21 protein-coding genes are annotated in these 18,460 nt (G+C 42.0%); 12 read left to right on the forward strand and 9 right to left on the reverse strand.

What is annotated here, in order from left to right; translation table 11 throughout:
- Positions 1 to 5 precede the first annotated feature (5 nt).
- On the reverse strand, positions 6 to 884 hold the full coding sequence (gene gigC, locus D7V32_RS13555) for a LysR family transcriptional regulator GigC (RefSeq protein WP_120403379.1): 879 nt from the start codon (positions 882 to 884) through the stop codon (positions 6 to 8).
- An 85-nt stretch (positions 885 to 969) separates the two neighbouring features.
- On the opposite strand from gigC, the gene D7V32_RS13560 reads away from it, so the two are divergent.
- A complete protein-coding gene (locus tag D7V32_RS13560; protein ID WP_120403380.1) occupies positions 970 to 1,731 on the forward strand; it encodes a ferredoxin--NADP reductase in 762 nt (253 codons plus the stop codon).
- A gap of 90 nt (positions 1,732 to 1,821) precedes the next feature.
- Here the strand turns inward: D7V32_RS13560 and D7V32_RS13565 are convergent, their stop codons facing one another.
- Positions 1,822 to 2,244, reverse strand: coding sequence for a hypothetical protein (locus D7V32_RS13565; RefSeq protein ID WP_120403392.1), 423 nt, complete (start codon positions 2,242 to 2,244; stop codon positions 1,822 to 1,824).
- Positions 2,245 to 2,461: 217 nt separating this feature from the next.
- On the opposite strand from D7V32_RS13565, the gene eat reads away from it, so the two are divergent.
- From eat to D7V32_RS17360, 7 genes are all read left to right on the forward strand, one after another.
- Complete coding sequence (gene eat, locus D7V32_RS13570) at positions 2,462 to 3,883, forward strand: ethanolamine permease (protein ID WP_120403381.1); 1,422 nt, start codon at positions 2,462 to 2,464, stop codon at positions 3,881 to 3,883.
- A 19-nt stretch (positions 3,884 to 3,902) separates the two neighbouring features.
- On the forward strand, positions 3,903 to 5,288 hold the full coding sequence (locus D7V32_RS13575; RefSeq protein ID WP_120403382.1) for an ethanolamine ammonia-lyase subunit EutB: 1,386 nt from the start codon (positions 3,903 to 3,905) through the stop codon (positions 5,286 to 5,288).
- Positions 5,289 to 5,304: 16 nt separating this feature from the next.
- A complete protein-coding gene (eutC, locus tag D7V32_RS13580; protein WP_120403383.1) occupies positions 5,305 to 6,123 on the forward strand; it encodes an ethanolamine ammonia-lyase subunit EutC in 819 nt (272 codons plus the stop codon).
- A gap of 132 nt (positions 6,124 to 6,255) precedes the next feature.
- Entirely contained in the window at positions 6,256 to 6,408 is a 153-nt protein-coding gene (locus D7V32_RS17350; RefSeq protein WP_171407665.1) for a hypothetical protein, read from the forward strand.
- A 288-nt stretch (positions 6,409 to 6,696) separates the two neighbouring features.
- Positions 6,697 to 8,400, forward strand: a complete 1,704-nt coding sequence (locus D7V32_RS13585; RefSeq protein ID WP_120403384.1) for a mechanosensitive ion channel — start codon at positions 6,697 to 6,699, stop codon at positions 8,398 to 8,400.
- A gap of 85 nt (positions 8,401 to 8,485) precedes the next feature.
- Positions 8,486 to 8,647, forward strand: a complete 162-nt coding sequence (locus D7V32_RS17355; protein WP_171407666.1) for a hypothetical protein — start codon at positions 8,486 to 8,488, stop codon at positions 8,645 to 8,647.
- Between the two features lie 160 nt (positions 8,648 to 8,807).
- Positions 8,808 to 8,957 (forward strand): hypothetical protein, encoded by a 150-nt coding sequence (locus tag D7V32_RS17360; protein WP_171407667.1) that lies wholly within the window; start codon positions 8,808 to 8,810, stop codon positions 8,955 to 8,957.
- Positions 8,958 to 9,031: 74 nt separating this feature from the next.
- Here D7V32_RS17360 and D7V32_RS13590 read toward each other — a convergent pair whose 3' ends face one another.
- Together D7V32_RS13590 and D7V32_RS13595 are read right to left on the reverse strand one after the other, a co-directional pair.
- Positions 9,032 to 10,231 carry a BaiN/RdsA family NAD(P)/FAD-dependent oxidoreductase gene (locus D7V32_RS13590; protein WP_120403385.1) on the reverse strand — a complete coding sequence of 400 codons (1,200 nt, stop codon included), beginning with the start codon at positions 10,229 to 10,231 and terminating at the stop codon, positions 9,032 to 9,034.
- 82 nt (positions 10,232 to 10,313) lie between these two features.
- Positions 10,314 to 11,180, reverse strand: a complete 867-nt coding sequence (locus D7V32_RS13595; RefSeq protein WP_120403386.1) for a 1-aminocyclopropane-1-carboxylate deaminase/D-cysteine desulfhydrase — start codon at positions 11,178 to 11,180, stop codon at positions 10,314 to 10,316.
- On the opposite strand from D7V32_RS13595, the gene D7V32_RS17365 reads away from it, so the two are divergent.
- Positions 11,179 to 11,319: a hypothetical protein gene (locus tag D7V32_RS17365; RefSeq protein ID WP_171407668.1), complete on the forward strand. Its 141-nt coding sequence runs from the start codon at positions 11,179 to 11,181 to the stop codon at positions 11,317 to 11,319. The two genes, D7V32_RS13595 and D7V32_RS17365, sit on opposite strands and share 2 nt — an antisense overlap.
- On the opposite strand, the gene D7V32_RS13600 is transcribed toward D7V32_RS17365, so the two are convergent.
- Entirely contained in the window at positions 11,316 to 11,864 is a 549-nt protein-coding gene (locus D7V32_RS13600; protein WP_120403387.1) for a TetR/AcrR family transcriptional regulator, read from the reverse strand. The genes D7V32_RS17365 and D7V32_RS13600 overlap by 4 nt on opposite strands.
- A gap of 285 nt (positions 11,865 to 12,149) precedes the next feature.
- Here D7V32_RS13600 and D7V32_RS13605 point away from each other — a divergent pair, with 285 nt between their 5' ends.
- Both D7V32_RS13605 and D7V32_RS13610 read left to right on the forward strand, forming a co-directional pair.
- Positions 12,150 to 12,377 carry an NF038215 family lipoprotein gene (locus tag D7V32_RS13605; protein ID WP_120403393.1) on the forward strand — a complete coding sequence of 76 codons (228 nt, stop codon included), beginning with the start codon at positions 12,150 to 12,152 and terminating at the stop codon, positions 12,375 to 12,377.
- A gap of 278 nt (positions 12,378 to 12,655) precedes the next feature.
- Positions 12,656 to 13,279, forward strand: coding sequence for a LysE family translocator (locus D7V32_RS13610; RefSeq protein ID WP_120403388.1), 624 nt, complete (start codon positions 12,656 to 12,658; stop codon positions 13,277 to 13,279).
- Positions 13,280 to 13,309: 30 nt separating this feature from the next.
- Here D7V32_RS13610 and D7V32_RS13615 read toward each other — a convergent pair whose 3' ends face one another.
- From D7V32_RS13615 to metG, 4 genes are all read right to left on the reverse strand, one after another.
- Positions 13,310 to 14,458: a hypothetical protein gene (locus tag D7V32_RS13615; RefSeq protein ID WP_120403389.1), complete on the reverse strand. Its 1,149-nt coding sequence runs from the start codon at positions 14,456 to 14,458 to the stop codon at positions 13,310 to 13,312.
- Between the two features lie 166 nt (positions 14,459 to 14,624).
- Entirely contained in the window at positions 14,625 to 14,948 is a 324-nt protein-coding gene (locus D7V32_RS13620) for a hypothetical protein (RefSeq protein WP_120403390.1), read from the reverse strand.
- 64 nt (positions 14,949 to 15,012) lie between these two features.
- A complete protein-coding gene (locus tag D7V32_RS17370) occupies positions 15,013 to 15,159 on the reverse strand; it encodes a hypothetical protein (protein WP_171407669.1) in 147 nt (48 codons plus the stop codon).
- A gap of 149 nt (positions 15,160 to 15,308) precedes the next feature.
- Positions 15,309 to 17,369, reverse strand: coding sequence for a methionine--tRNA ligase (metG, locus tag D7V32_RS13625; RefSeq protein WP_120403391.1), 2,061 nt, complete (start codon positions 17,367 to 17,369; stop codon positions 15,309 to 15,311).
- Between the two features lie 170 nt (positions 17,370 to 17,539).
- On the opposite strand from metG, the gene D7V32_RS13630 reads away from it, so the two are divergent.
- On the forward strand, positions 17,540 to 18,337 hold the full coding sequence (locus D7V32_RS13630) for a hypothetical protein (protein WP_171407670.1): 798 nt from the start codon (positions 17,540 to 17,542) through the stop codon (positions 18,335 to 18,337).
- Positions 18,338 to 18,460: the final 123 nt, after the last annotated feature.

An 18,460-nucleotide genomic window follows, 5' to 3' on the forward strand; every position in this document is an offset into this window, starting at 1 on the left:
TTTCTTTATTTGTCACAGAATTTCATAAAGGCTTTTAGGCCAGGGCCTTGATATTTCTGACGGTGCACCAGCATAAATAATGGGCGGGTCAGCGTCCAGAATGGCGTATCCAGCACTACAAGCTGACCTTTTTCACGTAAAGGTTCAATCGCCAGCTTGGAAATACATGACATGCCTAAACCGCCAGCAACAATTTTTAAGATTGCTTCGTTATGGCCTAAAGTCAGGCGGATATTGGCATCCGGCAAGTCCTTCAGAATAGCATTGTCAAAGACTTCACGTGTACCGGAACCTTCTTCACGCAAAATCCATTCGGCTTGATTAAAATCAGCTGCGGTCAATGGGCGGTTAAGCTGTGCTAAAGGGTGCTCTGGTGAGCAGCAGACGGCCAGCTCATCATCACGCCAATGAATACATTGCAGCTGCGGTAAATGGCAAGAGCCTTCAATCAGCGCAAGATCAAGCTGAAACTGGTTTACGGCTTCAATCATTTGACGGGTGTTGCCGACCTGAAGCTGTAAATGCGCTTGCGGCTGAATTTTCAGGAAGCTGGCCATTAAGTCAGGCATCAGATAGTCACTGATGGTTAAGGTTGCGCCCAAACGCAAGTCAATGCTTTGCAGTTCGCCTTTAGCTGCTTGCTCGAAAGCATCACAGCGGCCCAATATTTCCAGTGCTTGAGGCAGCAAGAAACGGCCTAAGTCATTTAACTGCAAGCGTTTGCCTAAGCGGTCAAACAGCGGAGCGCCTAAACCGTCTTCGAGATCGGCAAGGGCCATACTGGCTGCGCTTTGGGTAAGCTTGACTGCATCACTGGCTTTTGTCACAGTGCCTTCTTGAGCGACTGCTACAAAAACAGCCAATTGACGTAATGTCATGCGCATGAATTTAGCCTTAACATTTAAAAAATATTAATAAAATATGCCGTCATGCTACCATGAGCACAGTCTTTCATGCCACGCCGAAATCATGTCAATTGATAAATTTAGCTTAGAAAAGGTCTTATCTGTACATCGTTGGACCAATACCTTATTTAGTTTCACCATGACACGCCCAGCGCATTTTAAATTTACTGCAGGGCAGTTTGCACGTATTGGCCTGAAAGTTGGCGATGAATTGGTGGTACGGGCTTATTCAATTGTTTCCTCACCTTTTGATGAGACTTTAGAGTTTTTCTCAATTGTGGTGCCAGATGGCGCATTTACATCAAATCTGCAGCATTTGCAGGTGGGAGATGAGCTGTATTTGGAAAAAATTCCATATGGTTTTTTAACTTTGACCCGCTATCAGCTGCCTATGCCTAAAGATTTATGGCTTTTAGGCACAGGGACAGGTTTGGCTCCATTTATTTCCATGCTGCAAGACTTTGATACGTGGTCAAAATACGAAAAAATTAACTTGGTATACAGTGTGCGCACAGTCTCTGAATTGGCTTATGCAGAACGTATTGCTGAAATAGCAGCAACATTTGGTGAAGGGCATGAAGGTTTTAAGTTTATTCCAATTGTTACCCGTGACCCCAATGCGCCGCTGCATGAGCGTTTGCCTGTATTGATTGCCAATGGCGCGTTAGAACAGTCTGCTGAACTGCCGCTGAACCCTGAAACCAGTCATGTAATGCTATGCGGCAACCCGCAAATGGTGGACGATACCAAAGATGCATTAAAAGCGCGCGGTTTGACGATGAACCGACGAGGTGAAGGCAATATTGCTGTGGAGAATTATTGGTAAGTGCATTCAGTTTTCCTCCCTTTAATTAAGGGGAACTTTGTTTTAGGACATAAAAAAACCTCCAGTTCGGAGGTTTTTTGTTTTGGAAATTTAGTGAACAAACATATCCATAAATTCACGGATTTCTTGAATAGCGGTTTCGACATCTGTGGTGAGCCAAGTCGGTTCAAAAAAACCGGCATAGTGGTCTAGACGTTCTTGAGGCACAACTAAGCGTACAGGACATTCTTCTTCCAGTAAGCGCCATGGGATAATCGGCACTTCATTGTCCAAAAATGCGGTGACATTGCGGATGTCGATCACCATTGCATTGACACATTCTGGAAACGGCATGACAGAAAATTCTTCTGTACGGCGGCGGAAATATTCCAGATCGCCCCATTTCAGCACAAAACTAGGTTTGCTGAACTCCATAATCCCAATGAGATGCTGATCACGAGTGTAGTGCAAGGTACATTGATGAGTGACGTCAGTGTCAAGATCAAGCGTTACACTTTGCTGACGGTACGCCATAAAAATGAATGCATAAAAACGAGGTGCATAATTATAGCCCATTTATCAGGCCAAAGGCAGTTTTTCAATTGAGGCTGCGCAAAATTGGCAGCCAGCTTGGTATTTACCTCTTTAAAGTTAAATTTCAGATACAGCGCTTAACAGTAATGCCAAAATAAAACTGGTATAGCTTATGCATAACACTGAAAGAAGAATAAACACAAGATCAGAGGTACCTATGTCTAAAGTTGAAATAACCACAGAAACTGCTGAAGCAGATTATTTTGCGCAGCGCCAGCTTAAAAAAGGTGCAGTCGGATGGCTGTTGCTGGTTGGCTTAGGTGTTGCTTATGTCATTTCCGGTGATTTTGCAGGCTGGAATTTTGGCCTTGCGCAAGGCGGCTGGGGAGGGATGTTTATTGCGACCGTTGCGGTTGCTTTTATGTATTTGTGCATGTGCCTATGTATGTCAGAGATGTCAACCATGCTGCCGACAGCAGGCGGCGGCTACAGTTTTGCCCGTACTGCTTTTGGCCCGTTTGGCGGCTATCTGACAGGAACGGCAATTTTAATTGAATATGCGATTGCGCCAGCCGCGATAGCCTGTTTTATTGGCGCGTATTGCGAGTCTTTATTTGGCATAGGCGGCTGGGTTATTTATTTAATCTGCTATGTGCTGTTCATGGGAGTGCATTTAAAAGGCGCAGGCGAGGCGCTGAAAATCATTTTTGTGATTACTGCTATAGCAGCAGTTGCATTGATGGTGTTTATTTTTTCCATGCTTCCAGCTTTTAACAGCGCCAATTTATTTGATATAGCAAAAACAGACGCTGCTGGCGCCAGCAGTTTTTTACCGCTGGGGTATATTGGAATTTGGGCTGCCGTCCCGTATGCGATCTGGTTTTTCTTGGCTGTAGAAGGTGTTCCCTTGGCAGCTGAAGAAGCGAAAGAGCCGCATAAGTCACTGCCGCGAGGCTTAATCGGCTCAATGCTGATTTTGGCATTTCTGGCTTTATCTATTTTATTTTTAGGGCCGGGAGCCGCGGGCGCAGATGCATTGAAAGATTCAGGCGCGCCTTTGGTCGATGCCTTAAAGGCGGTTTATGGTGAAAATACATGGCTGGCAGGTTTTGTTAATTTTGTGGGTTTGGCTGGTTTAGTGGCGAGCTTCTTTTCCATTATTTATGCCTATTCCCGCCAAATTTTTGCACTGTCACGTGCAGGTTATTTACCTAAAAAATTGTCTTTAACCAATAAAAATCATGCGCCGTATTTGGCCATTATTATCCCGGGGATTATCGGTTTTTTAATGTCTTTGAGCGGAGAGGGGGATTTGCTGATTTTAATGGCAGTGTTCGGCGCAACAATTTCTTATGTGCTGATGATGCTGTCTTATATCAAGCTGAAAAGCGCTAAAGCATCTATGCCGCGTCCTTATCAAGCGCCAGGCGGCGTTGTCACTGCATATATTGCGCTGATTTTAGCATTCATTGCGGTGGTCGCAGGTTTTGTGGTCGACCCTAAAGTATGGCTGATGGCTGCAGGCATCTATGCGGTATTTATTGCGTACTTTTTGCTGTATAGCCGTCATCACTTGGTTGCAGGTACGCCTGAAGAGGAATTTGCCAACATTCAAAATGCAGAACAAGAACTGAAATAACAATGCGGCGGAGGGCATCATGCTGTATCAAATTAATGTAGCAAATCATCATTATGTCTTTGAAGATTTAAAAGAGTTAATGGCGAAGGCAACACCTGAACGTACTGGAGATCAGCTGGCTGGTATAGCCGCCGAAAATGCGACTGAACGTGTGGCAGCGCAAATGTGTCTGGCTGATGTGCCCTTAAAGCAATTTTTAAATGAGCCTTTAATTGATTATGAAAAGGATGAAGTCACACGTTTAATTTTAGATGAGCATGATCCTGCTGCCTTTTATCCAATTTCACATTTTACTGTCGGTGACTTTCGAAACTGGCTGCTCAGCAGCGATGCAAGCACAGAAAAACTGCAAGCGCTGACAGCAGGCTTAACGCCAGAAATGGTGGCTGCCGTCAGTAAAATTATGCGTAATCAAGACCTGATTTTGGTGGCAAAAAAATGCAGGATTATCACCCAATTCCGTAATACTATTGGATTGGAAGGACATTTAGCCACACGCCTGCAGCCGAATCATCCGACCGATGATATTTTGGGTATTTCCGCCAGTATTTTAGATGGGCTAATGTATGGCAATGGCGATGCAGTGATTGGCATTAACCCAGCCACGGACAATTTGCAAAATTTATCCGAGCTGCTCAAGCTGATGAATCATATTATTCAGGAATATGAAATTCCAACGCAGTCTTGTGTGCTGACGCATGTCAGTTCAGGTATTCAGCTGGCCAATAAAAATGTGCCGATTGATTTGATGTTTCAGTCTATTGCCGGTACGCAGGATGCCAATACAGGCTTTGGCATTAACCTGTCGATGCTGCAAGAGGGCTATGAAGCAGCTCTGAGCTTAAAGCGCGGCACAGTGGGGCAAAACGTAATGTATTTTGAAACTGGACAAGGCAGCGCGCTGTCCAGCAATTCACATCATGGTCTTGATCAGCAGACCATTGAAGCCCGCGCTTATGCTGTCGCACGTAAATTTAATCCTTTTTTAGTCAACACCGTCGTTGGGTTTATCGGCCCAGAATATTTATATAACGGTAAACAGATTATCCGTGCAGGGCTGGAAGATCATTTCTGCGGCAAGCTGCTGGGTGTGCCGATGGGCTGTGATATTTGCTATACCAATCATGCAGATGCTGATCAGGATGATATGGATGTACTGATGACGCTGCTGGCCAATGCGGGGCTGAATTTCATGATGGGCATACCGGGTTCAGATGATGTCATGCTGAATTATCAGACCACTTCTTTTCATGATGCTTTATATATCCGTCAGCTTTTAGGTTTAAAGCCCGCGCCAGAGTTTGGCGCATGGCTGGAACAGCAGGGTATTTTAAAACAGCAGGCAGGTCAGCTGCTGTGGCCTGATCAGGCGCCAGAAAAATTTGCACGATTATTCATGTCTTAAAAACGGGAGCAATAATATGAAATTACATCCCGATGTCCAGTTTGAGCCGCAGCTGAAACCCAATGCTTGGGAGCAGCTGAAACAGTTTACAGATGCACGGATTGCTTTAGGCCGTGCAGGCGGAAGTTTGCCGACACGTCCTGCTTTAGCATTTCAGCTGGCGCATGCAGAGGCCAAAGATGCGGTACTGAAAAAACTGGACATAGCGTTGCTGGAACAGCAGCTGAGCGCCTTGCAGCATAAGATGCTGCATGTACAGAGTGATGCAGCAGATAAGGACGTGTATTTGAAGCGCCCAGATTTGGGGCGTGAACTGTCTGAAGAGTCGCGGCTGCAGCTGAAGCAATATGCGCAGCAGCATCCTGCAGCATATGATGTGCTGATTGTTGCGGGAGATGGACTGTCTGCCCGCGCCATAGAGGACAATGCGCCGTATTTTATCCAGCAGTTTTATACAGTATGTCATGAACAGAATTGGAGTGTGGCGCCTTTGGTAATTGCCGTTGGCAGCCGCGTGGCTTTAGGTGATGAGATTGCTTCAATATTGCGAGCTAAAATGCTGGTCATGCTGATTGGCGAACGTCCGGGACTGAGTTCGCCTGACAGTATGGGGATTTACTATACTTGGCAGGCGCAGAAAGGCTGTCATGATGCCATGCGTAATTGTATTTCTAATGTCCGTCCTGCAGGGTTGCCGGTACAGGTTGCTATTCAGCGTTTAGTAGCGCTGATGCGCAAGTCCTGTGCTCTAGGAGTGTCTGGTGTTCACTTAAAAGATGAACATGAAATGGAATCTATTGAAAATCAGCCGCTGCGTCCGAAAAAGCTGTTTTAGCGCTTGAAGCGCTAAAATAGCTTAAAGGCATCATTACAATATTTCACGCATCGTAATGCATCTTCACAGTCAAGCTGCCAAACTCTGCTAAAATGAAATTGTTTATAAAATAAGCAATGCGAGGGGAAATGTATGACTCATGATTTCAATAAACCCGCTCATACCGAAAGCGCTGAAGAGATTCAGCAAAAGAAACGGATTCCTATGTATATCCTGATACTGATCGGTATTTTTTTAATTGCTTTGCTGTTCTATATGTTTGCAGATATGCAGCCGGGCGCCTGATTTGATTTTGAGCGAAGATTCAATATTTTAAATAAATACAGTCCATCCAATGATATTGAACTGCGCTTTAAATTTCTAAAAATATTTTTATGTTCATTAAAGCCCCAGCATTTGTCTTGGGGCTTTTTGCAATGGATTGTGCTCTTTTGTTGTAGTTATGCATAACTGTATTGAATAAAAAATATGCAAATTCTAATGTTGATAAGTAATTGTTCAATGCGTTAGTTCCATCAGAAAAAAGCAATTTTTTTGCCAAAAATTTATCTATAACAATGAGGGCATAACAACATGAATGAATTCCAAAATGGTCCGATGGCCCATTTCAATGCCATGTACTATTGGGAGCAGTTTCATCCCATTATCAGTGCGGCTGCTATTTTATTTGTGGGCTGGATTATTGCGTTGCTGATTGCAGGCGCAATAAAGAAAGTCTTAGGCAAATTGGGCACCAATCAAAAGCTCTCAAGTGCGACAGGGCACCGTTCTAATATTGAAAATATTGTTTCTAAGATTGTGTTTTGGCTGATTTTAATTATTGCGGTGATTGGTGCTTTAAATGTGCTGAATCTGACCAGTGTCAGCGGCCCATTCAGCAATATGATTCAGCAGTTCTTGCTGTTTATTCCGCAGTTGCTGGCCGCCGCCGCCGTGGCTTTTATTGGCTGGATTGTGGCGAACTTAGTCAAAGTCGGCTCACAGAAACTGCTGAACAAAACACAGCTGGATGAAAAGCTGAGTGCTGATGTCGGTGTCAGCCCCATAAGCGAAAACATCAGTGAAATTGTGTATTGGCTGATTTTATTGCTGTTCTTGCCAATTGTATTGTCTATTTTAGGTTTAACAGGCTTGCTGTACCCTGTACAGAATATGGTGAATGAAGCTGTTTCCTATTTACCGAATATCTTTATTGCCGGTGTGATTATCTTTGTCGGCTATATTTTGGCAAAAATTGTCCGCGGCATTTTAGAAGGCCTCATCAGCAGCCTGAGCTTGCAGCAGCAGGCTGAAAAAATTGGCCTGTTTAAAAATGGCAATTTAGGCAAATTGGCCGGTTCTTTTGTATTTGCCATTATTATGATTACGTCATTAATCGTGGCATTTGAAGCGCTTGGTATTGAAGCGATTTCTCAGCCTGCAACAGCAATGCTACATGAGATTATGTACGCCATTCCTAATATTATTGCTGCTGGCCTGATTTTAGTTTTAGCTTATATTGTGTCCCGTTTAGTGGCGCGTCTAGTCTCTGAAGTACTTGCGGGCACAGGTGTAGACAGCGTGCCTGCAAAGGTGGATGCACAGCGCTTTTTAGGTGAAACCAAGCTATCGGATATCGCGGGCTGCCTCATTGTCTTTTTTACTATGCTGTTTGCTGTATCCGAAGCGGCTAACCGTTTAGGCTTTGACCAAATCAGTGAGCTGATTGCGGTGTTCATCCATTTTGGCGCAAATATTCTATTGGGCGCAGTCATTATGGTGATTGGCTTTTGGCTTGCGAATACTGTGGCAAAAGTTGTACAGCGCGGTGAATACAACAGCTCACGCTGGTTAGGCACATTGGTGCGGGTGCTGATCATGGGGCTGGTGCTTGCCATGGGCCTTCGCGCCATGGGCATAGCAGACTCGATTGTGAACTTAGCATTTGGCCTGACTTTAGGCGCTGTTGCTGTAGCATTCGCTTTGGCCTTTGGTTTGGGCGGCCGTCAGCCTGCAGAACGCTTATTAAGCGACTTGCTGGATAAAGCCAAAAAAGAAGGCGGACAGCCAAATCCGATACGTGATTCGGCAGCGCAGACAGCATCTGCTCCTGAGGTAAATAAAGATGACGGTTATCCGAATATTCATTATGCGCCTGAAGGGGTTTCTGAAAAACAGACAGCAACGCCAGACAGTCTGGATGTGAACCCAAATCGGCCGCAGCCCAATAACCCATTTGGCTCTACAGGTGAAGCAGAAAGCGGTGTAGATATTCAGCCTAAAGATGACCCGAAATAACCTGTTCCTAAAAATAAAAAATAGCCACTCTAGGGTGGTTATTTTTTATAAACCGCGAAACTTGAAGTCGATGCAGAGGTGAAAAATGCCAAAAAAATCTCCGAATAAATTTTTTGCTCCCATTGTGATTGCAGGCATTACTATTGGTTTTTTAGCCAGTGCATATCAGTTTATTTTTGCACAAAAGAAGCGCAAAGATAAAAAACAGCACCAGCCGCAAGAACAGCAAGAAAAGATTGAAGAGTAAACAAATTATATTTGCATTCATGAGAAAATTTGTTATTTTATAGCTTCTTATAGGGATTATAAGATTTCGCTTTGAACGCGGATAATTTAATAAAAATGAAATAGGCATGATTTATGCTTTTTAATATTTCAATGGAATGATCATGATGAGGGGAGTCAAAATGATGAAATTAATCTTAAATACCGTAATGGCGCGTACTGTTGCTTCAGCACCGCATATTGAACAGGCCGTAGATCAGATGGATGCAGCGATTGAGCGTCTTGCTTCAGAGCGTGATGTACAGCTGTTTAAAACTGACTATTTAGAATAATGCTGGATTTTTCAGTATTTTAAATAAGCTGACAAAAAAGCGGTTCATCAGAACCGCTTTTTTGTGCCTGAAGCTTAAACGTAGTCGGCAGCTGCTTGTGCTGAAGCCCATGCCCATTGGAAGTTATAACCGCCTAAATGGCCTGAAACATCTAAAACTTCACCGACAAAATACAAGCCTTTTTGTTTTTTGCTTTCCATTGTTTTAGAGGAAACTTCCGTTGTGTCTACGCCGCCCAAAGTAACTTCTGCTGTTCTGTAGCCTTCAGTCCCTGAGGGTTTTACATCAAAACCATGCAGGCGGGCGGCAATATTTTCTAATTTATCATCAGAAATGTTGCCGATCGCGGTATCTGCCTGTTCTGTCCAAATGAACCCCTGCAATTCGGTGACCACACTTTTTGGCAAGTGTTCACTGAGTAAAGTGCGCAGCAAAACTTTTGGCTGGCTTTGCTTTTTCGTTTTAAAGAAATCTGCTAAATCTAGGCTTGGCAAAAAATCAATTTTAAAGCTTTGCCCAACGTCCCAGTAATTTGACAGCTGCAGTGAGCTTGGACCGCTTAGGCCTCGGTGTGTAAACAGCAAAGCTTCCGTAAAGCTGTTCAGCTCATTGGAAAGTGTTGCTTCTACAGCATTGCCGCTCAGGCGCGCTGTCACGTCTTTAAAACTGTCAGAAAAGGTAAAAGGCACTAAGCCTGCACGCAGCGGATAGACATGATGGCCAAATTGTTTGGCAATGTCATAGCCGATGCCTGAACCGCCTAAAGTTGGAATAGACAGTCCGCCAGAAGCAATAACCACAGATTGCGCTTCAAAATAACCCAGTGTCGTTGCCACTTGGAAGCCGTGATTATCGATGACGTTCACTGCTTTAACTTCGCAGCTGGTTTTAATGTCCACCAGACCTGCTTTATCGCACTCTGCCAGCAGCATGCTTAAAATTTCTTTTGCGCCGTTCAGTGTAAACAGCTGGCCATGTTTACGCTCTTCGTATTCAATGCCGTATTCGCAAACCATGCCAATGAAATCCCAGTTGGTATAGCGGCTGAGTGCTGAAATGACAAAATGCGGATTGTGCGAAATATAATTTTCAGGCTCGACATACAGGTTGGTAAAATTGCATTTACCGCCGCCAGACATCAATATTTTTTTGCCGACTTTATTGGCTTTTTCGACTACGAGTACTTTTCTGCCGCGCTGCGCTGCCTTATAAGCCAGCATCAAACCTGATGCACCTGCACCTATAACTACGACATCGTACAGATTTTTAGACATGAGCCAGCCTGCGGGAGAATCAAAAGAGGCGGATTATACTCTGTTTTAGACGAATTTTCAGCGAATCCTGTGAGAGGAGCGGCTATGGCTGTATTTTCCCTTGCAGTCCGCCGCTATGAATGACCAAGATGCGCTGCTGAGGCAGGATTTGGCCTTGCAGGATCATCTGCTCAATACCATACAGCATTTTTCCCGTATAAATCTGTTCCAGAGGGATGCCGTACTTTTGTTCAAAGTCATGGATAAATTGCATCAGCTGTGCTGAAGTTTTCGCATAACCGCCAAAACAATATTCATCTGTAATACGCCAGTTTTTTTTGCGGGTAAGCTGAGCAACATCAGCTGTCAAGAAATTGCCTTTTAATGCAGAGAAACCAAGTATTTTTTGCTCAGCCGAACTGGCCTCAATCAAGCCAGCTATTGTCCCGCCCGTACCTGCGGCAGTACAAATAAGATCAAAATTTGCTGTATCAGATGCAGTCAAAATTTCTTTACAGCCTTGAATTGCCAGCTGGTTTGTACCGCCTTCAGGAATAATATAATGCTGCGGATACAACAGGCTTAATTGTTCTAAATAACTGGCTTGCTGTTTTTGACGGTATGCTTCACGGCTGACAAAATGCAGCTGCATGCCAAAATTTTGAGCGGTTTTCAGGGTTGGATTCAGGGGTTTATCCGCCAACTCTTCACCGCGAATGATTCCAACGCTTTCAAAACCAAATTTATGCGCTGCAAAAGCTGTCGCAGCGATGTGATTGGAATATGCGCCGCCGAAGGTCAGTATTTTAGTTAGACCTTGCTGTTGCGCTTCTGCAAAATTGTATTTCAGTTTAAAAAACTTGTTGCCTGAAATCTGCGGATGCACAGAATCCAGCCGTTTTATGGTCAGCTGAACGCCGTGCATCTGCAGCTGTTCATAGGGAATATTGTTGGCAATTGAATCAAACATGGCGAATATTAAAAAATGGGCGCAGCCTTGGCTGCAAGATGATAAAGGCTCTGATAAGGCGCTGTGCAGCGCTTTGTCTAGAGATAAAGCGTGCATAAAGCAAAACAGATTGCTCAGTATTGATGAACTTTCAGCTTAAGCCCGAATACCATTGAGCAGCAGTTCAACGGCTCTGGCAGCTAAAGCTTCTTGTTCTGTATGGGTATGGCCCTGTAAAGCTGCTCTTAAAATAGAAGTGACCATTGCATAGTCATTTGGACTGAAATCTGCGCGGCAAATACCATGAATAATGGCATTATCAATTAAGGGCTGCAAAATAGCATTACGGCGCTGATAAATTTGCACCATGGCTGGGTCATTGCGCTCAATCACACGCCAATATTCCATCAGCGCCGTTAAATAGGGAATATTGTGAATATGGTCATGAATAAGGCGGATAAAACCGTCAGAATGTTTCATATGACTGCGCGCACGGTTTTCTAAGCGGTCAAGTGCTTGTTCCATAAGCGCTAAAACCAATTCACGGCGGTCTGCAAAATTACGGTAGAAAGTGGCGCGGCCAACTTGAGCTTCATCGATAATCAGCTGCAGCGGCGCATTGATGCCATGGGTACGAAAAATTTGAATGGCAGCGGATAAGAGTTCTTCACGATTTTGGGCAGCGCGTTCTTGGCGTATAGGCATGGCTGTTGTCGCTAAGAGCTTAAATAGAATGATATTAAGCGGATAATATTGTCCGAAGTAAATATGAGGCGGTATTTCATTTGTAAAAGATTCTTTCAGCTCTGCATCACTTTGCTGTTCGCAGTTTTAATAAATATTTATAAAATATCTGTTTATCTTAGTTTTTCATGGTTTATCAGGTTTGGGAGGATATGCGTATGTACAATTAGCCGATAAAATACGCTGTTTTTTTAAACTTTGATGCTATGCTGGAGCTAAGAACAATAATTCATGGAGGGGATGAAAATGAAATTTTTATCCGCGACCATTTTTCCTGCTGCATGCGCTGCGGCATTTACAGGTCTTGTGCTTTTGAGTTTAGCTGGATGTGATGGCCGTGAGGAAATGCAGCCGCCGCGTACAGAAGTCCGTACCATGATTATTGGCGGCATGCCAGTGTCTGAGCAGGACTATAAATTACCAAGAGAAGAGGCCGCATTTAACGAACCTGTTGCCAGCGGTGAAGTGTTTTAAAGCAGTATTCTGATATATATCAATGTTGACCTAGACCCGCATATTTTTGCGGGTTTTAGTTTTTTTCGCTATTAGAAATGGGGGTAACTGCGGAATGTGTACAGCATAATAAGCATAAAAAATGCAGCAAAGAATTTAAGCGCTAATGAATAATTAGGTGAATTGCTAAACAGCTAGTGAAAAATTTCGCTATTTAAAAAAACTGTGAGAAAAATAGCGAGATATTCAGTTTTTATGTCGCTAGAATGTGCTGACTAATTTTTTTGCGGGTTGCCGTTGTGGAATCATTTTGGATTTTAGGCTCAATCGCCTTTGCTCTTATGCTGGGTGCGATGAGTCCAGGGCCGACATCTATTTATGTGGCAAAAAATTCAATAGCGATTTCGCGTAAACATGGTTTATTTACCGCACTTGGTACAGGTTTAGGTGCCGCAATCTTTGGTTTATTGGCGGTATTGGGCTTACAGGCCTTCCTTTTGGCCGTTCCTTCTGCTTATTTGGCCTTGAAAATCTGCGGCGGAATTTATCTGCTGTGGATGGCATTTAAAATTATTAAGCATGCTAAAGAACCGATTGATACGGATACACACGCAGCTTCGCAAATGTCATTGCGCCGTGCATTTACCACAGGTTTGATTACGCAGCTGTCTAACCCAAAAATTGCGATTGTTTTAGCGAGTATTTTTACAGCACTGCTGCAGAAAGACATTCCGACATATTTCTACTTTGTACTGCCAGTTTTGTGTTTCTTTATTGATGCAGGATGGTGCTCATTGGTCGCTGTGGCTTTGTCGGCAGAAAAACCGCGCCGTGTGTATTTAAAGTTTAAAGCGGGTTTTGATCGGGCAGCAGGAGCCGTGATGACGGTACTGGGTCTGAAACTGATTTTTGGTATGAAGTGATAAAACAGAGGGATTTCTCCCTCCTAAATGCTATTCGGAATCATATTTCCAATGAAAAACCATTTTTGCTAAAGTTCTCATATCCATATTATTTTTCATTTTTTCAAAGGTGATAAAATCACTTTTTTTATCTTGGTACAGTTGCTTAATTTCATCATCATTTTCTAGGTTAAATAATGGTTTTAATCCACCAAAATGATTCATAAAAGTTCCCCATTTATAAGCTTGTTTAAAGCTTCTGTAACTTTTTTCATTTGCTAAAGCGATAAGCAAGTAATCTTCTAAAAAGCGTTCTTGATGTTTACCTGCTGAGTAGCGAATAGTTTCAAATGCCTGGTTCATATACTCTAGTGACTTATGGTATTGATTATTCTTAAAGGCTAATACAGCTTGAATCCATTGTTCGAGCCAAGGATATACAACGTCATTTTTGCAAGATTTATAATTTAAGTACCATTCATCAAAAGACATTTTATTATTTAAAACATCAAAATAACCATGATGATAATTCTCTATATTTGCTAGAAAATGTTTAGGATTCGCTTGTGATTGCAAATAGCGAAAACCATCTTTTAATGTGATTAAGTTAAAATTAGTGGGAAAATGATCGTCAAAATCAGGCAGGTCATTGGTGTGCCCGACTCGCTGTACATGTAAAGCTAATTCTGCACCAGGTTGTAAGCAGTTTTTTGAGAATGATTCAAAGACTAAAAAATGAGCCATTTCTTCAATATCAACGTTATTTTCTATATTGTATGAGTCAGAAGCCATTAATTTTTTTTGTTCATTCATAATAGATTGCATTTCATCGTTATAAAAAATATGAAAATCTTTATAGATTGCATCTAAATAAGATCTAAGTTTTGTAAACAGAGTTTGTAAAAAATCTGCCCCATAATTTTCTTTAATTTGCTGAATACAGTATGTACAAAAGCGACCAATCAACAAAAAGAAGAGATAGGTTTCTTGATGGTCTACTGATATAGCCTGTGATTTAAATGCACGCTCAAATGTAGCTTTAAGCATTGCAAATGAAGGCAAAGTTTTATCTTTTAACCAATTTTCAATATTCCACAAGTCTTTTTCGTCTTGGTTATCCTCTTTATTTTTTAATTGGCTTGGAAGTAAAGTATGAAATTCTTCGTGAGTTAAGTTTTCTGAATTATAAATCCACTGCATGATGTAACTTAATGGTGTTTGATTATCTGATCCTAAAAACCAAAAAAATTTTTGTGGTGCATGAACATTTTTGAAAAAATCTGCATAGCATTCTTTATATTTGAGGACTGAAATAGAGAGTCGAGGTAAAACAGTAGTTTGAATAATAAATTCAAAAGAATCCTTTTTATTTAAATAAGTATGGTATTGTTAATACGGCCTCTAAATAACATAGGAATAAATCTTTTAGTGTATCTAAAATTGAGTGCTGTAAATGCCATGTTGGGAAGAGGTCAGTGATTGCAGAATGTAGGGCTTGCATATGTAGATTAAAATTTTCTAAAAAATTAGAGCCATCTTCTTTTGCAAAGCGTTGTAAACTTTTTTGCAGACTTTTGTTTTCAATCTTTAAATCTAAAATTTGTTCAGACTTAGATGGAATAATCCCTAAAGAATCATAAGTAAATTTAATTAAATCACCTTGCGATGGAAATTGTGCTAAAGCGTACATAAAAGCCCCTATAGAATAAAAAAATAAGAAGTACTCTTGGTTGAGTACTTCTCTAACTAAAAAATTACTTTTTACGATTCGGATTTAACTGTTGACCGCGATTGCCTTGATTACGATCATAGGCAGTATTCGTTCCATTGGTTCCTTTATTTACATTTTGTTGATTTGCTGAGTTATTTGCTACAGACTTAGATTGATTTGAGTTACTCATTTTAAATTTCCTTTACGGTATGTTTGAGTAGCTCATCATAAAAAATTAAGAAATTATTCTCGAAGAATTTTGGCGACAAATTTTATTTGTATTGAGTCATAAAAAAGCCCCTACATCGTAGAGGCTTTTTCTTATCTCAGACCTAAATCTTAAGACACTTTATCACCCGGTTTAGCACCAGTTTCAGGTGAAATCACCCAAACACCTTCACCGTTGCCCGCAGCTAAAACCATACCATTTGAAATACCAAAACGCATCTTACGCGGTGCAAGGTTTGCCACCATGACCACCAATTTGCCTTTTAAGTCTTCAGGCTGGTAGAACTCACGGATACCGCTGAATACATTACGTGGCTCAGCTTCACCAACATTTAAAGTCAATTGAAGAAGTTTGTCTGAACCTTCAACGTGAGCCGCTTCTAAAACTTCAGCCACACGTAGGTCAACTTTCATAAAGTCTTCAATGCCAATAATTTCAGCTTCACCCACTTTAGGCTCAGGTTTTTTCTCAGCAGCTTTCTTCTCTTTTTTCTTTTCAGCTTTTGGCGCTTCAGCCGCAGCGGCTAAAGAGTCTTTAGAAGCATCAACCATGGCAGTTACCGCTTTCGGGTCTACACGCTGCATTAATGGCTGGAATTGAGCAATTTCATGATCAACTAGAACTGTTTTGCCTGATGCAAAATCGAAAGATTCAAGTTTTAAGAAGTCTTGAACTTGCGCTGCCAGTGTAGGCAATACAGGTGCAAGGTAAACAGCCAATTGACGGAATAAGTTGATGCCGACAGAACATACGTCATGAACTTGCTGTTCTTCGCCTTCAATTTTCGCTAAAGCCCAAGGCTTTTTCTCATCGATATATTGGTTGGCTTTGTCTGCAAGCGCCATGATTTCACGGATTGCAGCAGAAAACTCACGTGCTTCATATTGAGCAGCGATTGAAGCGCCTGCATCAATAAAGCTTTGCACCAATTCAGGCTCTACACACGTTGCAGAAAGTTTGTTATCAAACTTGGTATTGATGAACTTCGCACAACGGCTTGCGATGTTCACCACTTTACCAACCAAGTCGGAGTTCACTTTCTGAACAAAATCATCAAGGTTTAAATCAGAATCTTCAACTTTGTCAGAAAGCTTAGACGCGAAGTAGTAACGCAGGTATTCAGGGTTTAAATGCTCTAAATACGTTTCTGCTTTAATGAACGTACCGCGAGATTTTGACATCTTCTGACCATTTACAGTCAAGAAACCGTTTACGAACAAGCTTGTAGGGGTACGGTAGTTTGCACCTTCAAGCATTGCAGGCCAGAACAATGCGTGGAAGTAAACGATGTCTTTACCAATGAAGTGATAGACTTCATTTTTCGAATCTTTTTTCCAGTAATCGTCAAAGTTTAAGTCAGGACGTTTAGTTTTGATGTAGTTTTCAAAGCTCGACATATAGCCGATAGGTGCGTCCACCCAAACGTAGAAATATTTGTTTGGTGCATCTGGAATTTCAAAACCGAAGTAAGGGGCATCACGAGAAATATCCCAATCAGACAGACCTGCTTCAAACCATTCATCTAGTTTGTTTGCGATCGACACAGGCAAACGGCCTTCATCACGTGTCCATTTTTGCAGGTATTCACCAAAGTTCGGCAGTTTAAAGAAGTAGTGATCTGAAGATTTTTCTACAGGTGTTGCACCGCTGAGTGTTGAACGCGGGTTTAAAAGTTCCGTAGCGTTATAGGTTGTACCGCAGACTTCACATGAATCGCCATATTGATCTTCAGCTTTGCATTTAGGGCATGTGCCTTTAATGAAGCGGTCAGATAAGAACATGCCTTTTTCAGTATCAAAAAGCTGAGTCACAGGACGGACTGCAATATTGCCAGCTTCACGGTTTTTAATATAAATTTCTTGTGAACGTTTTTTGTTTTCTTCACTGTGTGTTGAATCATAATGATCAAAAATCACATTAAAACCGTCAAAGTCGCGGATATGTTCTTTTTGTACATTGGCAATTTGCGCTTCAGGTGTAATACCGTTTGCTTCAGCACGCAGCATGATTGCAGTACCGTGAGCATCATCCGCGCAGACATAAGTCACCATATGTCCCATTGCACGCATGGCACGAACCCAGATATCTGCTTGGATGTAGCCGAGTAGGTGACCCATGTGAATTGGGCCATTTGCGTATGGAAGGGCGTTAGTGACTAAAATATTTCGCACGGATATAACTCTCTCGTTCGTATTCATTATGAAATGGACAATAATTTTACATGAGATAGCTCAGACTTGCACAAGGCTTTCAAGGAATTCTTTGCAAAAGAAGATTTTTCTATATTCCAGACAGAAGAAGCGCCATAATCAAGACAGTTAAAACTTGAGATATAACTGTCATGATGCACGATGATTATTATGATAATGAACCCGTCACCCGAATTGCCGCCAATCAAAGTAAGGCTCAGCGTGCCAGTAAAGTTATTTTAAAAGATGCACAAAATTATTTAGACAGTATGTCGCAAGGCGAACATACATTTTTAATGCAAACTTTAGAAAAGCTGGCGGCTGAAGAACCCTATTTTCAAGTTTTAGCAGATGAGCTGAACCAGCCGAATGATGCCAAAGTGGCAAATGATGCTCTGAATTTACTGCATTTTTGGCAGCGGATAAATGATGAAGATGACATTCAAAACTTTGATCTGCTTAATGTGATTCAAGCTGATTTTTTCCAGTTAGAACTGTTTGATGCTTTGGATCAAATGCTGCCGAGCGAACATTTGGCAGCGCGTAAAGTTATTATTCAGCAAACGATAGCAATGTATGGTCAGGGCTTCTATGCAGGCTGTATTCCTGCACTGTATGCGCAGCTTGAAGGCTTATTAACTGATGTACTTTTAGCGAAAGGTTTCTTGCAGGAAAATGGCACGAAATTAGTCGATGTCTATAAAATTGTCCCAGGCCTGAAAGGCAGTGAGATTAAAAGCTTATGGCATAAGTCAAAAATTGCGCTGGAGCTGAATGGCTACTTTGCAGAGTTGGCTGCCTATAAAATGGATAGCAGCTCAACGGTAACCGCGACACGTCATAACATGCTGCATGGTACAGATGTAGCAAACTTTAACCGCGGACGGAGTTTTGTATTGTTCCTTTGGTTATTCAGCGCAGTAAGCTTTATGAGCTCAATTAAAGCTTAAAAAGCTTGAGATCGGTATTTACAAATAGGGGGCAAGTGTTCCCTATTTTTTGATCTTTATATACCTTGTGTAAAGCTTTTGTAGGCTTATGCATCATTTACTTTTTTTAGCTCAGAATCACGC

The sequence above is a fragment of the Acinetobacter tianfuensis genome (genome assembly GCF_003611465.1).
Lineage (GTDB): Bacteria > Pseudomonadota > Gammaproteobacteria > Pseudomonadales > Moraxellaceae > Acinetobacter > Acinetobacter tianfuensis.

Excerpts from the sequence above, each read along its gene's own strand:
- gigC (WP_120403379.1), bottom strand. The coding sequence starts at position 884 with ATGCGCATGACATTACGTCAATTGGCTGTTTTTGTAGCAGTCGCTCAA.
- D7V32_RS13560 (WP_120403380.1), top strand. The coding sequence starts at position 970 with ATGTCAATTGATAAATTTAGCTTAGAAAAGGTCTTATCTGTACATCGT.
- D7V32_RS13565 (WP_120403392.1), bottom strand. The coding sequence starts at position 2,244 with ATGGCGTACCGTCAGCAAAGTGTAACGCTTGATCTTGACACTGACGTC.
- eat (WP_120403381.1), top strand. The coding sequence starts at position 2,462 with ATGTCTAAAGTTGAAATAACCACAGAAACTGCTGAAGCAGATTATTTT.
- D7V32_RS13575 (WP_120403382.1), top strand. The coding sequence starts at position 3,903 with ATGCTGTATCAAATTAATGTAGCAAATCATCATTATGTCTTTGAAGAT.
- eutC (WP_120403383.1), top strand. The coding sequence starts at position 5,305 with ATGAAATTACATCCCGATGTCCAGTTTGAGCCGCAGCTGAAACCCAAT.
- D7V32_RS17350 (WP_171407665.1), top strand. The coding sequence starts at position 6,256 with ATGACTCATGATTTCAATAAACCCGCTCATACCGAAAGCGCTGAAGAG.
- D7V32_RS13585 (WP_120403384.1), top strand. The coding sequence starts at position 6,697 with ATGAATGAATTCCAAAATGGTCCGATGGCCCATTTCAATGCCATGTAC.
- D7V32_RS17355 (WP_171407666.1), top strand. The coding sequence starts at position 8,486 with ATGCCAAAAAAATCTCCGAATAAATTTTTTGCTCCCATTGTGATTGCA.
- D7V32_RS17360 (WP_171407667.1), top strand. The coding sequence starts at position 8,808 with ATGATGAAATTAATCTTAAATACCGTAATGGCGCGTACTGTTGCTTCA.
- D7V32_RS13590 (WP_120403385.1), bottom strand. The coding sequence starts at position 10,231 with ATGTCTAAAAATCTGTACGATGTCGTAGTTATAGGTGCAGGTGCATCA.
- D7V32_RS17365 (WP_171407668.1), top strand. The coding sequence starts at position 11,179 with ATGGCGAATATTAAAAAATGGGCGCAGCCTTGGCTGCAAGATGATAAA.
- D7V32_RS13595 (WP_120403386.1), bottom strand. The coding sequence starts at position 11,180 with ATGTTTGATTCAATTGCCAACAATATTCCCTATGAACAGCTGCAGATG.
- D7V32_RS13600 (WP_120403387.1), bottom strand. The coding sequence starts at position 11,864 with ATGCCTATACGCCAAGAACGCGCTGCCCAAAATCGTGAAGAACTCTTA.
- D7V32_RS13605 (WP_120403393.1), top strand. The coding sequence starts at position 12,150 with ATGAAATTTTTATCCGCGACCATTTTTCCTGCTGCATGCGCTGCGGCA.
- D7V32_RS13615 (WP_120403389.1), bottom strand. The coding sequence starts at position 14,458 with ATGCAGTGGATTTATAATTCAGAAAACTTAACTCACGAAGAATTTCAT.
- D7V32_RS13620 (WP_120403390.1), bottom strand. The coding sequence starts at position 14,948 with ATGTACGCTTTAGCACAATTTCCATCGCAAGGTGATTTAATTAAATTT.
- D7V32_RS17370 (WP_171407669.1), bottom strand. The coding sequence starts at position 15,159 with ATGAGTAACTCAAATCAATCTAAGTCTGTAGCAAATAACTCAGCAAAT.
- D7V32_RS13630 (WP_171407670.1), top strand. The coding sequence starts at position 17,540 with ATGATGCACGATGATTATTATGATAATGAACCCGTCACCCGAATTGCC.